Origin of the sequence: Pseudogemmobacter faecipullorum (genome assembly GCF_020539525.1) — a bacterium.
GTDB classification, from domain to species: Bacteria; Pseudomonadota; Alphaproteobacteria; order Rhodobacterales; family Rhodobacteraceae; genus Pseudogemmobacter; species Pseudogemmobacter faecipullorum.
Genome location: NZ_JACDXX010000008.1, coordinates 24,372 through 36,911 on the forward strand (window position 1 = coordinate 24,372; position 12,540 = coordinate 36,911).

Sequence of the window (12,540 nt, forward strand, 5' to 3'; positions counted from 1 at the left end):
CCGTGATCTGGAGTAGTTACCAGAACGGAGACCGGCCCCCGGAGTGCCCCCCTGCCCGGCGTCACGTCCTGAAAGAATGGCTGATTGCGGCCTCGACCGGCGGAAAACTGGCTGAGGCCTGCCCCTGAACCAGGGCGGCAACCGGGGCAGAGTGAACTGCCAAAGGCCGGGAGGGACGGCGGTGACTGAACCGGCACATCGCCTGGTCGGGACATCATGCGGACATGCGGGTGAAGGGCGTGAGCAGTGGGGCTGCCCATCCCCGGATCCCCAGGGAAAGAAAAGCCCGCTTGCGCGGGCTTTTGAAAAACGCTTTGTGCCGGGATCAGCCCGCGGCCTGCAGGCGCCGGGTGATGCTCGCGGCAAGGGTGATCAGGATCAGACAGCAGGAGGTTGCCCCGGCATCCTGCACCCCGCGCGAGCGCTCGCCAAGACGCGCTGCCCGGCCCAGTTTCGCGACGAGGCCGATGGTGCTGTCGCGCCCGCGGATGGCAGCCGCCGACATCAGCTCCAGCGCCGGGGCGAAACCATCCGCTTTCGCGGCGCTGAATTCTTCCACCGCCGGGACAAGGCAGTCGATCAGGGTCTTATCCCCGACCTGCGCCGAGCCGGTACGCCGCACCCCGGCCAGCGCCGCGAGCAGCACCGCCTCAAAAGCATCGGCATCCAGCGCCTCGCGGCCCTCAGCCTCATCGGCCATATTCTCAAACATATAGCCATAAAGCGGGCCCATCGAGCCGCCGATCTCGGTCATCAGCACATCCGAGAGGATGCGCAGAGCATCATCAAGGCCGATCTCCTGGCCGCGGATCCGCTCTGCGGCGCGACCAAAGCCCTTGGCCATATTAATGCCGTGGTCGCCATCGCCGATCAGCCCGTCAATCTCGGAAAGATGGGCGCGATTGGCGACAATCACTTCGGCCAGCTCGGTGACAATGGCGGCGGCCTCTGGCCCGGTAACGGCAATATGTGGTCCCTTCAGCCTGGCGGTCTTGACCACTTTGACACGCTCGGCGCTGCGCGCGGCCCTGCGGCTTTGGGCCGGAGCAAAGCCATTTTGTGCCGCAACCTGGCCCGTGACCATGCCAGGCGCCTCAGCCGAGAGATCAAGCAGCGCCTTCAGCTCCTCATCCAGCGCCATGATGGTCAGCGTGGCCCCGACCATCTCCAGCGAGGTGAAGTAATTGCCGACAAAGGCTTTATGGACATGCAATCCCCGCGCATCGAGCTGGCTCTCAACCCGGTCGTAAAGCACGTAAAGCTCATTCACCGGGGTTGCCCCGAGGCCCGAGAGCAGCACCGCCACTTCGGTGCCCGGTGCCATAGCGTGATCCTCAAGCACGATATCGAGCATGTCATCGGCCACCGCATCCGCGGTTTTCAGGGCTTCGACCCGCACCCCCGGCTCGCCGTGATGACCAATACCAACTTCCATCGTGCCCGGGGCGATCTGGAAATTCGGGTGACCAACCGCAGGCAGGGTGCAGGGGCCAAGGCCCACCCCCACCGAACGGCAGGCATCAACCGCCTTCTGTGCCACCGCGATCACCTCGGCGAGGCTGCCACCAAGCGCGGCTTTTGCGCCACCGATCTTCCACATGAAGATCTCGCCCGCGACCCCGCGCCGCTTTTCACGCTCGGCGAAAGGGGCCGAGCAGACATCGTCATTGGCGACGACAATGCCGGTCTCGATACCCTCGGCGGTGACAGTCTCGCGCGCCATACGCACATTCATATTATCGCCGGCGTAATTGCCAAACAGCACCGCCACCCCTGCCCCGCCATCGGCAGCCCGGATCGCATCGGCAAAGCTTTTCGCCGTGGGCGAGGAGAACAGCTCTCCCACCGCCACCGCATCGACCAGATTGCGGCCGGTATAGCCGATAAAGGCAGGCTCATGCCCCGAGCCACCGCCGGTCACGATCCCGACCCGGCCCTGTTGCGGCGCATTGGTTGAGACCACCACCCGGGGGTTGTCGGGCGAGAGGCGAACCAGATCGCGGTGCGCACGGACAAAACCGGCAACGGTTTCGTCAACGATATCATCGGGATTGTTCAGAAATCTTTGCATGTTCCGGGTCACTTCACAGTATAGCCGCCATCGACCAGCAGGTCGGCGCCATTGATCATCGCGGCCTGGTCCGATGCCAGGAAGACCGCAGCTGCCGCAATTTCTTCCGGCTCGGCAAAGCGGCCGGTCGGGATCTGGGTCTTCAGCGCCTCACCCTTCGGACCATCCCAGGCTTTGCGGCCCAGCTCGGTCAGCACCACAGTGGGCGAGATGGAATTGACGGTGATGCCATACTTGCCCCATTCCAGCGCCAGGGTTTTGGTAACGCCGATAATGCCGAATTTAGTGGCGCAATAGGCGACATGGCCGTCAATCGCCACCGATCCTGCCTGGCTGGCGAGGTTGATAATCCGGCCGCCGCGTCCCTGGGTGATCAGGCGGTTGCCAAAGGCCTGGGCCATCTGGAAGCTGCCGGTCAGGTTCACCGCAAGACTGCGATCCCAGGCCACCTGGCTGATCTCGGCCGCCGGCGCCAGATCAACGATACCGGCGCTGTTGGCGAGGATGTCGAGACCACCGAAGGCAGCGAGCACGGCCTCAAGCGCGGCCTCCACCGAAGCGCGCGAGGTCACGTCACAGGCAAAGGCTTTCGCGCCTTCGAGGCTGGCCGCATGGGCTTCGGCAGCGCCGAGGTTCATATCCAGCAGGGCAACCTTTGCCCCTTTGGCGGCAAAAGCAGCGGCAATCGCCGCGCCGATCCCCGAGGCCGCGCCGGTCACGACGGCGATCTTGCCAGAGAGTGAAAAATCGTAAGCAAAGCCGGACATGGCGGTTCCTTCGGACAAAGGCGGAGGGCTGCAGGAGGCGGGCGGCTATATCGGCTGCCCACCGGAAGTCTGGTACGGGAAGGGCCTGCACAGACGCGGCCCTTCCCGATGCTCTGGCTTACTGACGCTCGGCCAGCAGCGCGTCGACATTCTCAGCCGTGACCGGGGTCCATGGCACGTTATATTCGGCATCTTTGCCGCCGTTCCACGGCATATCGGTATATTTGGCCCAGATATCCGATTTCGGCTGGTAATCGGGCAGCACTGCCGCGATGGCGAGATCGACTGCGCCCTGGGCCTGAGCGGCACCATCTTGCAGGATCGAGGCCATATCGCCGGCTTTCACCGCGGTCAGCGCATCGGTCACGCCGTCGATCCCGGCAATGGCGATGGTGGTGACGTCGATATCGGCGGCCTTGATTGCCTCAATCGCGCCAAGCGCCATCTCGTCATTCTGGCCGATCACCCCGTTGATCGCCTCACCATGTTTGGTCAGCCAGTTTTCCATCAGGCTCTGACCCTCGGCGCGGCTCCAGTTGGCGGTCTGCTGTTCCAGCACTTTCACTTCCGGGCATTCGGCCAGGGCTTTCATATTGCCCTCAAGACGCTGGATCTGCGCCGACTGGCCGATCGGACCTTCGATGATCACGACATTGCCCTTGCAGCCGATTTTATCGAGGACATATTTTGCCTCCATATAACCCGACTGCACGTCATCCGAGCCGACATAGGATTTCAGCTTGTCGGAATTGACCCGGGTGTTCGAGCCGATCACCGGGATCCCGGCCTCGGCGGCCGCATCGACAGCAGCAGCGCCAGCCTCAATATCATGCGGCACGAAGACGATGGCATCATAGCCTTCGGTGATCATAGTCTCGAACTGCTCCTGCTGGACCAGCGCGTCATAGCGGCCATCGAAGACGGTCAGATCGACCAGGCCTTCTTTTACCGCCGGGTGATTGGCGGCGGCATCGGCCCAGATCTGCATGAATTCGGCGTTCAGGCCGTAGACCGTCGCGCCGATACGCGGCTTGTCCTGGGCGAGGGCGCCGGCTGCGCCAAGTGCCAGGATGCTGGCCGTCAGAAGTGATTTCACAAACATACTATATCCTCCCTGATATAACTGAGATCGTCTGAAGTCTGGTAAAGCTGACAGGTGACTGCGGTTGCCGTCAGTCCTCGCGGCTGCGCGAGCGGTCGAGCATCACGGCGGCCACGATCAGCGCGCCTTTGATCACCTGCTGGTAGTAGGATTCCACGCCCTGCAGATCGAGGCCGTTGTTCACCACGCCGATCAGCAACGCCCCGATCAGCGTGCCCGAAACCCGGCCGATCCCCCCGGCCAGCGAGGTGCCGCCGATCACCACGGCGGCAATCGCATCAAGCTCATAGGCCACGCCCGCCTGGGGCAGGGCCGAGCCGGTGCGCGCCGCAAGGATCATCCCTGCGAGCGCCGCCAGAGCGCCCGAGATCACATAGACCGCAAGGCGGATCCGGTTGACCGGCAGGCCCGAGACCTTGGCCGCATGGGGATTGCCCCCCACCGCATAGACATGGCGGCCAAAGCGGCTCTGGCTGAGCACGAGATGCGCGATGATAAACACCGCCAGCAAGAGGATGATCGGCGTCGGAATGCCGAAGATATTGCCGGTGCCGATCCAGCGAAACTCGGGCGTCAGCGCCGGAACCGGACGACCGCCCGAATAGAGCAGCGTCAGCCCGCGTGCCGCCGACAGCATACCGAGTGTGGCAACGAAGGCCGGGACTTTAAAGCGGGCGACGAACAGGCCCGAAACCCCGCCGCAGGCCATGCCGACCAGAAGGCCAGCAAGGATAGCAACGGGCGCGAACCAGGGCGCGCCGGGGATGAAGGTGGCGGTCGAGCTGGTGGCAAAGCTGCCCGCCACCACCCCTGCGAGGGCGACGACTGAGCCGACCGAAAGGTCGATGCCGCGCGTCAGAATGACGAAGGTCATACCAATCGCCAGAATGCCATTGATCGAGACCTGGCGCAGCACGTTCAGCAGGTTGCGCGTGGTCAGGAAATTCTCGCTGATCACCGCCAGAACGGCACAGCACAAAGCCAGCGCCAGAACGATGCCGTATTTCTGCATCATCTGTGCGGCCTGAAAGCCGGAGGCGGCCTGCGGATTTGGGGTGCTCATTGCGGCATAGCTCCTGCTTTCTCCCTCTCAGACCGCCAGATGCAGCAGCGCTTCCGCGCTCAGCTCTGCCCGGGACAACATGCCCGCCTGATGGCCGTCTTTCATCACAATGACCCGGTCGGCCATGCCGAGGATCTCATCGGTCTCGGAGGAGACCATCAACACCGTGCCGCCCGCCCGGGCGAAATCTGACATCACCCGGTAGATTTCGCGTTTTGCGCCGACATCGACGCCGCGCGTCGGCTCATCGAGCAGCAGGATTTCCGGCGCGGTCAGAAACCATTTCCCGAGCACGACCTTTTGCTGATTGCCCCCCGAGAGATAGGCCACCGAAAGCGCATCCGTGGCGGTCTTGATCTTCAGCTCGTCAATCATCGCCCGCGCCCCCGCCGCCTCACGCCCGCCCTGCATCACGCCCAGAGGGGAAAGTCCGGGCAAAATGGCCAGCGACAGATTTTCGCGCACACTTCCCGCCAGAACGAGGCCCGAACCTTTGCGGTCCTCGGTGACAAAGGCGATCCTTGCGGCAATGGCCTCGCGCGGGCTGGTCAGGCGGACGGGCTTGCCATGTATCAGCACTTCGCCGCCCGCCTGAGCGGAAAGGCCGAACAGACGCTCAAAAATCTCACTGCGCCCCGAGCCCATCAGCCCATAAATGCCAAGGATCTCGCCGCGATGGGCGGTGAAGCTGACACCGCTGAGGCCCCGGTCGCCCGAGAGATCGCGCACTTCCAGCACCTGTTCCGGGTCGGACTGGTTTTGTTTGACGAATTCCTCATTCAACGGGCGGCCCACGATCAGCTGGATCAGCCGCTCTTTATCGAGATCAGCAATCGCCCCCTCCTCGATGAACTCGCCATCGCGGAACACGGTGTAGCTGTCGCAGATATCAAAAATTTCCGAGAGGCGGTGGCTGACATAAATCACGCCCTTGCCTTTGTCGCGCAGGGTTTCAATGGCACGAAACAGCTGGCGCGCCTCGGCCTCACCAAGGGCCGAGGTCGGCTCGTCAAGGATGATGACCTCGGCCTCATGGCTCAGCGCCTTGGCGATTTCGACCAGCTGGGTCTGGGCCACGGTCAGGCTCATCATCGGCTGATCGGCGCGGATGTTAAAGCCAAAGCCGTCGAGCAGCTCCTGGGTTTTGCGGTTCATGCTGCGAAAATCAATCCGGCCCGGAAACCGCACCGGCTCACGGCCGAGCCAGATGTTCTCGGCCACACTCATCGCCGGGATCGGGGACAGCTCCTGCTCGACCATGGCGATGCCATTGGCCAGAGCATCACCCGGCCCCGAGAAGCTGACCTCGCTGCCATTGCGCAGGATTTTGCCCTGATCGCGGGGCTGAATGCCCATGATGATTTTCAGAAACGTGGATTTGCCCGCGCCATTTCCACCGCAAAGCGCATGTACCGAGCCGGGGGCCAGGCGGAATCGGCCATTTTTCAGCGCCGGGACGCCCGAGAAGCTTTTGCTCAGGGCTTCGACTTCAAGAACCGGCTGCATCGCTCCTCCCCGGGGCTGGTTGCATATGACAAAATTCACAAATGTCTGGAAAATGTTAAATCTTCGCGGCGTCATATGTCAATATTGTTTTTACAAATGACAAATAAGCTGAAAATTCTGACCTGTTACACCGCCAGGCCAACCGCCCAGGTTATGTTCAGCCCGTCTCAAAGCCCCCCGCGACCGGCAAGCGGCAGGGTGATTCCTGGCTCGGAAGGGGGAAAATGCAAAACGTCCTGCTGCGCCGGGCAGCAGGACGTAAGGGCTGCAGCGGTAAGAGCCGCTGGTGGGAAATGGGCCGCATCACCCGGCGGCTGCCGGGGCGCGGGGCTCAGGCGCGGATCAGTTCGATCTCGAGCCCCGGGCCCTCGCTCAGCACCGCAAAAAGGCGATCGATATTCGGATGGGCCCCCGGACGGTTTCTGGCATCGGCCGTATGTTCGGCAAAAATCTCGAGCCCATGCTGCGCCGCCGCCCTGTCGAGCCGGCCAAACTGCTGGTGCAGATACTGATAGACCGCGAGCGACCCCTGCTTGCCAGGTTCATTGGCGATGCTGGCAATGAGCTCACCAGTGGCCGTTTTCAGCTCGATACGCGCCAGGCCGTCGATGGGCGGCAGGGCCTGCAGATTGTCTTTGAACGAAGCTCCGGGCCGGATCATCGCCGCCTCCCTCTCTCTCTGTCAGAATTGCCTGGCCTCTAGCAGTTTGCCGCCCCTCCCACCAGATCAGGCACTCAGATCACCGGCGCCGTGGCGTGCATTGCCACAGATCCGCCGCCGCGCCACCCGAGCGCCCCCGTCTGCCAGCGATATTCTGCCCTGCGCCGCCGAAAATAATCCGACATTTTTCAACGACGTGAAATACACCCCATGATTGATAACCTGGGCACGCGAATATCACCGATAACTCATAACTCAGGCAGCCGAAAAGCCGGCGCAGCCCTGCCCGGATGCAGGATGGCGTCGCGTCATAGTGTTCATAATAAAGCTGAAATCTGTTTTCGGCTGAGATCCGGCCGCAAAGCTGGCTGCTCCCGCCGCCATGCCGGGCGCTTCTGGTATGCAACCTGAAATTGCAATTAACCCCGAATCCGCGCTCTCCCTCAGGTGGTGCCGAAGCCCGCATCCCCTGGCAGACTATATTGACAATGAGGCGATTTTCCCGCGGGGAGGAGGGGCAACAGGTGGAGGGCCAGAGCATGGTTTGGTTGGAAGAATTTCTCGGTACGGTGGGCAGCATTGTCTGGGGCCCCTGGATGCTGATCCCGCTTTTGCTGGGAACAGGCCTCTATCTGACAGCGCGGCTCGGCCTTTTGCAGCTGCTCTATCTCGGCCCGGCCCTGCGTCTGGGGCTGATCAAACGCAAAGACAGCGGCGCCGAAGGCGATCTGTCGCAGTTTCAGGCCCTGACCACCGCGCTGGCCGCAACCGTGGGGACCGGCAATATCGTCGGCGTCGCCACCGCCATCGGTGTGGGCGGACCGGGGGCTTTGTTCTGGATGTGGGTGACCGCGATCCTTGGCATGGCGTCGAAATATGCCGAGGCCTTCCTTGGTGTGCGTTACCGCACCACGGACAGCGCCGGTGAAAAGAACGGCGGCCCGCAATATTACCTCGAGCGCGGCATTCCCGGCGCTTTCGGCAAATTCCTCGCCCTCTCCTTTGCCATCTTCGCCGTGATCGCCTGCTTCGGCATCGGCAATATGACCCAGGGCAATTCCATCGCCTCTAACCTTGAGCGCAGCTTCGCCGTGCCGCTATGGCTGACGGGCGCGGTTCTCGCGGGGCTGACGCTGCTGGTTCTGGTGGGTGGCATCAGGGCCATCGGCCGGGTGACCGCCGGTCTGGTGCCGGTGATGATCGTCTTCTATGTCGTCGCCGCCCTCTATATTCTGGTGGCCAATGCCAGCGCGGTGCCAGCGGCCCTTGGCCTGGTGTTCAGTTCGGCCTTTACCGGCAGCTCGGCAGTGGGCGGCTTCCTTGGCTCGACCATCATGATCGCGGTGCAGTTCGGCGTGGCGCGCGGCATTTTCTCGAACGAATCCGGCATGGGTTCGGCCGCGATTGCCGCCGCCTCGGCCCAGACCATCCATCCGGTGCGCCAGGGTCTGGTGTCGATGACCCAGACCTTCATCGATACGATCATCGTGGTCAGCTGCACCGGCCTCGTCATTGTCACCACCGGTGTCTGGCATGAAATTGACCCCACGACGGGCGAGCGGATCGCGGCTTCGGTGATGACCGGCCAGGCCTTCAGCCATGGTCTGCCGGGTGAATGGGGCCACTGGATCGTCACCATCGGCCTGGTTCTCTTTGCCTATTCGACCATTCTTGGCTGGGCTTATTACGGCGAGCGCAATGTCGAGCGCCTGTTTGGCCGCGCTCTGGTCATGCCGTTCCGCATTCTGTTCGCCGGCATCGTCTATATCGGCTGCACCGTGCAGCTGGGCGTGGTCTGGAACTTCTCGGATGTGGCCAACGGGCTGATGGCAATTCCAAACCTGATTGGCTTGCTGCTGATGTCGGGGCTGATTGCGCGCGAAACCCGGCTCTATCTGAAACATGACCCGAAACTGACGGCGAGCCGGGCCGAGGTCGAAGCCTTTATGAAAGGCGATCCGGGCTGGGAGGAATGGAAGCGCAGCGAGGCGGCCCGCGAGCACTGATCCCTGCTGACAAAATCAGAACGCCCGGGCAAAGGCCCGGGCGTTTTCATCTCTGCCGCCAGGCTGAGAAAGCCGCAGCCGCGGGGCACGAAACAGCTCTTTCCGGCCAGAAATCAGCTCGATATGTCAGAAATCCGGCAGGTTCTGCGATAGTTCTCGCTATTTTGCTGCAACCAGGCTAGAGGGGCGCTGCATATTTTGTTTTCGAACCCTGTTCCTGTCGGCTCAGCATTCGATTTGCAGCTTTGCCGGGCCGCTGCGCGATGTGAGCGGCATCATACAGGAAACAGCACGATGGCCCAGGGCACGGTGAAATGGTTCAACGCCACCAAAGGCTTCGGCTTCATCGCACCGGCATCCGGCACGAAAGACGTTTTCGTGCATATCTCGGCGGTTGAGCGCGCGGGCCTTCGCAGCCTCGACGATGGTCAGGCACTGTCCTTTGACCTCGAAACCGACCGCAACGGGCGTGAATCGGCAACGAATCTCGTCCTCGGCTGATCTGCGTCAGCTGACAGCAAAGGGGGGATCAGCCGGGCTGGCCCCGCCTTATTTTACCGGCCGGAACGGACATCTTCTCAGATTTGTTCGCATCCGGCACAGAGCAGAGACTGATCGGGATCCCCCGGGAACCCCCTCGCCCTTGTCCTGTTATGTGATGGAACAGGACCGGAATACAGGCCTGAACAGACCCTGCAGGGGAGGGCGTTTCCCCTTCGCCGCGCAGGTTTCGCCTGTCGGCAATCCGCGCAGTGCCGGCGAGAGGCCGGCCCTGCCAGAGAAGAAGACCAGGCCAGAGACGACGCACCGGACGCCGCTCTGCCAAAGCACGCCAGCCCTGTCTGACAGGCGCGTGTTCCATGAAGATCCGGAGTAAAAGCAAGAGATGAAGAAGACCAAAGAATTTTCCGACCGTCGCGGCGATGCCGCCAGCGCCAAAGCTGCTATGATGGAGAATTTCCGCAAAGCTCAGGCTGCGGCAGCGGCCGGCCAGGAAGAGCGCCTGAAGGCCCGCGTCGAAGTGGCAAAAGCCCGTGAGGAGCGCCAGGCGGCCCGCGAGCAGGAAAAGCAGGAGGCTGCGCAGCGGCTGATCGCCGAGGCCGAGGCGAAGGCCGCCGAAGAGGCGCGCCGGCTGGCCGAAGAAAAAGAGGCCGCCCAGGCGCATATGACCGCGCATGAAAAGCGCATCGCGCTGGTCTTCTCGGATGAGGCCGCACGCAAAGCGCTCCGCGATCAGCGCTATGCTAAACGCAAGGCAGCCCAGGCGCGCAGCTGATCTGATCGCTGCCCCCTTCGCGCTGCAAACCCAGCCGCCCTTGTGGTGGCTGGGTTTATGATAGCTGTCACAGGCATCAGCGCCGGGGCTGAGCCGCCTTGCACCGCTCAGGAGGGCTGCGCCTCGCCGTGATTGCCCGGCCCCGGAACTGCCGGAATGCGCGCAGAGCCTGCGCTCCTGCTGCCTGAGGGCGGTGCATCGGCATATCCTGCGCGACCCGGTTTTCCGGTCCCACAGGCCGAAGGGCCGTGTCATGGGCAGAGCGCCCCGTCGCCGCCTGTCATGTCTTTATCGCAACGCCGTTAAGCCCAGGCCAATTGCGCTTGCCAATCGCTGCTTTTCGCAGAATAAAGCGGGCATGCAGCCTAATTTACCCCCCGAAGCCACCGCTGGCCTGACTGATCCCGCCACAAGGTTTGGCAGGCTGATCAGTGCGGTTTACCGCGAATGGCGCCGCCAGGTTGACCTGGTGCTGCAGGATATGGATCTGAGCGAGGCGACGCGGATGCCGCTGCTGGTCCTGCTCGATCATGGCTCGGAACTGCGACAGAAAGATCTGGCCCAGGCGCTGGCAATTGACAGCTCCTCTTTGTTTCGGGTGCTGAATGCGCTGCGCAGACGCGGCTATCTTGACTGGACAGCTGACCCCTGCGACCGACGCGCCAAGCTGATCCGTCTGACCGCCAAAGGTCACGAAATTGCGCATCTGGTACGCAATAAAAGCCTTGAAATTGAAGAGAAAATTCTTGCCGGTCATGCGCCTGCTGACATGGCCCTGACCCGTGCTTTTCTTGAACATCTTCTGGAGCGTCTCCGGAAGACAGCCCTCTGACCCCCGCGAACTGAGACCCAAATGCATGCGCTGAGAACCGTTTTCGCTCCCTGGCTGGTGGCGGTCACAATGGTGTCGGTCCTGATGGCCACCGCGCTGATCAGCCCGCTCTATCCGCTCTATGGGGCTGCCTGGCAGCTCAGCCCGGGCGAGCTGACCCAGCTCTATGTTATCTATATGATCGGCGCGCTGACCTGCCTGTTGTTTCTGGGCCGGCTTGCCGACCGCTGGGGGCCGCGCCCGACCCTGCTGCTCGCGCTTTGTCTGGCGCTGAGCGGCACTTTGCTTTCGGCACTCGCGCAGGGCGCGGGGCTTTTTAGCTTTGCCCGCTTCCTTGTCGGCATTGCCAGCAGCCTTGCCACCACTGGCGGCGCGGTGGCGCTGCTCGCCACGATGCCGGTGGAAAAACGCCACCGCCTCGCCAGCATGACCAGTCTGAGCATTGTGGCCGGCTTTGGCCTTGGCCCGGTCATCGGTGGCCTGACAGGCCATCTGGCGGCGCATCCCTTACAGACGGTTTTTTATCCCGCGCTGGCGCTGCAGGCGGTTGCGCTGCTGCTGCTACTGTTCGTGATCCCGCCAATGCCCTTACCGCGCCGGCTGCGCCCGGGCGATTTTCTGCCAAAGCTCAGCTGGCCCGACCGCGCGCAGTCTTTGCGCTTTGCCCTGACCATCTGCGTGCCCTTCCTCGCATTCGGGGTCTTCGGCCTGCATTCCTCGCTGACGCCGCTGATGATCCGCGAGATGACCGGGCTTTCCGGCCCGCTGGTCGCGGGGCTTTCGCTGGCTCTGCTTCTGACCGGGGCCGGGCTGTCACAGCTGTTTGGCGCCGGCCTCAGCGCCCGCCAGGCCGTCATGCCGGGGCTGTTCCTGATGGCCTCAGGCGCGGCAGCAATGCTGCTTAACCTCGGCGTCGGATCGGTCTGGCTGTTCGGCTTTGGCGGCATCTGCGCCATGTTCGGCCATGGGCTGTCGCTGCTCGGCAGCTCAAAGGCGCTTTATGAAATCTCAGATACCAGTAATCGCGGCGCGCTGACCGCCACCTATTGGGCGACCGGTTATTCGGGATCGGTTTTCCCGCTGCTCGGGACCGGCTGGATTGCCGATCGCTGGGGCACAAATACCGCAGTCGGGCTGTTCTTTGCCCTGATCACCGTACTGACGCTGGCGCTGATCCTGGCGATCCGGCTGCTGCTGCCGCGCCCCTGAAGACAAAGGCTGTCTCCGGCCTGAAGCTTCAGGCCGGAGCGCGATCA

General features: G+C 62.8%; 11 protein-coding genes. 5 read left to right on the forward strand and 6 right to left on the reverse strand.

Features of this window, described 5'->3' with window-relative positions; genetic code table 11:
* Positions 1 to 325: 325 nt before the first annotated feature.
* From dhaL to H0485_RS09985, 6 genes are all read right to left on the reverse strand, one after another.
* Entirely contained in the window at positions 326 to 2,071 is a 1,746-nt protein-coding gene (gene dhaL / locus H0485_RS09960) for a dihydroxyacetone kinase subunit DhaL (protein WP_226935225.1), read from the reverse strand.
* A gap of 8 nt (positions 2,072 to 2,079) precedes the next feature.
* On the reverse strand, positions 2,080 to 2,838 hold the full coding sequence (locus H0485_RS09965) for a GolD/DthD family dehydrogenase (RefSeq protein ID WP_226935226.1): 759 nt from the start codon (positions 2,836 to 2,838) through the stop codon (positions 2,080 to 2,082).
* 118 nt (positions 2,839 to 2,956) lie between these two features.
* Entirely contained in the window at positions 2,957 to 3,940 is a 984-nt protein-coding gene (locus H0485_RS09970; protein ID WP_226935227.1) for a substrate-binding domain-containing protein, read from the reverse strand.
* Between the two features lie 70 nt (positions 3,941 to 4,010).
* Positions 4,011 to 5,003 (reverse strand): ABC transporter permease, encoded by a 993-nt coding sequence (locus H0485_RS09975; protein ID WP_226935228.1) that lies wholly within the window; start codon positions 5,001 to 5,003, stop codon positions 4,011 to 4,013.
* 27 nt (positions 5,004 to 5,030) lie between these two features.
* On the reverse strand, positions 5,031 to 6,509 hold the full coding sequence (locus H0485_RS09980; protein ID WP_226935229.1) for a sugar ABC transporter ATP-binding protein: 1,479 nt from the start codon (positions 6,507 to 6,509) through the stop codon (positions 5,031 to 5,033).
* A 331-nt stretch (positions 6,510 to 6,840) separates the two neighbouring features.
* Positions 6,841 to 7,170, reverse strand: a complete 330-nt coding sequence (locus H0485_RS09985) for a DUF2322 family protein (protein WP_226935230.1) — start codon at positions 7,168 to 7,170, stop codon at positions 6,841 to 6,843.
* A 539-nt stretch (positions 7,171 to 7,709) separates the two neighbouring features.
* Here H0485_RS09985 and H0485_RS09990 point away from each other — a divergent pair.
* The 5 genes from H0485_RS09990 to H0485_RS10010 all read left to right on the forward strand — a co-directional run bounded on the left by H0485_RS09990 (position 7,710) and on the right by H0485_RS10010 (position 12,493).
* Positions 7,710 to 9,176, forward strand: coding sequence for an alanine/glycine:cation symporter family protein (locus tag H0485_RS09990; protein ID WP_226935231.1), 1,467 nt, complete (start codon positions 7,710 to 7,712; stop codon positions 9,174 to 9,176).
* 294 nt (positions 9,177 to 9,470) lie between these two features.
* A complete protein-coding gene (locus tag H0485_RS09995; protein ID WP_226935232.1) occupies positions 9,471 to 9,677 on the forward strand; it encodes a cold-shock protein in 207 nt (68 codons plus the stop codon).
* 385 nt (positions 9,678 to 10,062) lie between these two features.
* Positions 10,063 to 10,452, forward strand: coding sequence for a DUF6481 family protein (locus H0485_RS10000; protein ID WP_226935233.1), 390 nt, complete (start codon positions 10,063 to 10,065; stop codon positions 10,450 to 10,452).
* 358 nt (positions 10,453 to 10,810) lie between these two features.
* Positions 10,811 to 11,284, forward strand: coding sequence for a MarR family winged helix-turn-helix transcriptional regulator (locus tag H0485_RS10005; RefSeq protein WP_226935234.1), 474 nt, complete (start codon positions 10,811 to 10,813; stop codon positions 11,282 to 11,284).
* 21 nt (positions 11,285 to 11,305) lie between these two features.
* Positions 11,306 to 12,493, forward strand: coding sequence for an MFS transporter (locus H0485_RS10010; protein ID WP_226935235.1), 1,188 nt, complete (start codon positions 11,306 to 11,308; stop codon positions 12,491 to 12,493).
* Positions 12,494 to 12,540 lie beyond the last annotated feature (47 nt).

Coding starts and splice junctions, on each gene's coding strand:
- dhaL (WP_226935225.1), bottom strand. CDS start 2,071: ATGCAAAGATTTCTGAACAATCCCGATGATATCGTTGACGAAACCGTT.
- H0485_RS09985 (WP_226935230.1), bottom strand. CDS start 7,170: ATGATCCGGCCCGGAGCTTCGTTCAAAGACAATCTGCAGGCCCTGCCG.
- H0485_RS09965 (WP_226935226.1), bottom strand. CDS start 2,838: ATGTCCGGCTTTGCTTACGATTTTTCACTCTCTGGCAAGATCGCCGTC.
- H0485_RS10010 (WP_226935235.1), top strand. CDS start 11,306: ATGCATGCGCTGAGAACCGTTTTCGCTCCCTGGCTGGTGGCGGTCACA.
- H0485_RS09970 (WP_226935227.1), bottom strand. CDS start 3,940: ATGTTTGTGAAATCACTTCTGACGGCCAGCATCCTGGCACTTGGCGCA.
- H0485_RS09995 (WP_226935232.1), top strand. CDS start 9,471: ATGGCCCAGGGCACGGTGAAATGGTTCAACGCCACCAAAGGCTTCGGC.
- H0485_RS09975 (WP_226935228.1), bottom strand. CDS start 5,003: ATGAGCACCCCAAATCCGCAGGCCGCCTCCGGCTTTCAGGCCGCACAG.
- H0485_RS10005 (WP_226935234.1), top strand. CDS start 10,811: ATGCAGCCTAATTTACCCCCCGAAGCCACCGCTGGCCTGACTGATCCC.
- H0485_RS09980 (WP_226935229.1), bottom strand. CDS start 6,509: ATGCAGCCGGTTCTTGAAGTCGAAGCCCTGAGCAAAAGCTTCTCGGGC.
- H0485_RS10000 (WP_226935233.1), top strand. CDS start 10,063: ATGAAGAAGACCAAAGAATTTTCCGACCGTCGCGGCGATGCCGCCAGC.
- H0485_RS09990 (WP_226935231.1), top strand. CDS start 7,710: ATGGTTTGGTTGGAAGAATTTCTCGGTACGGTGGGCAGCATTGTCTGG.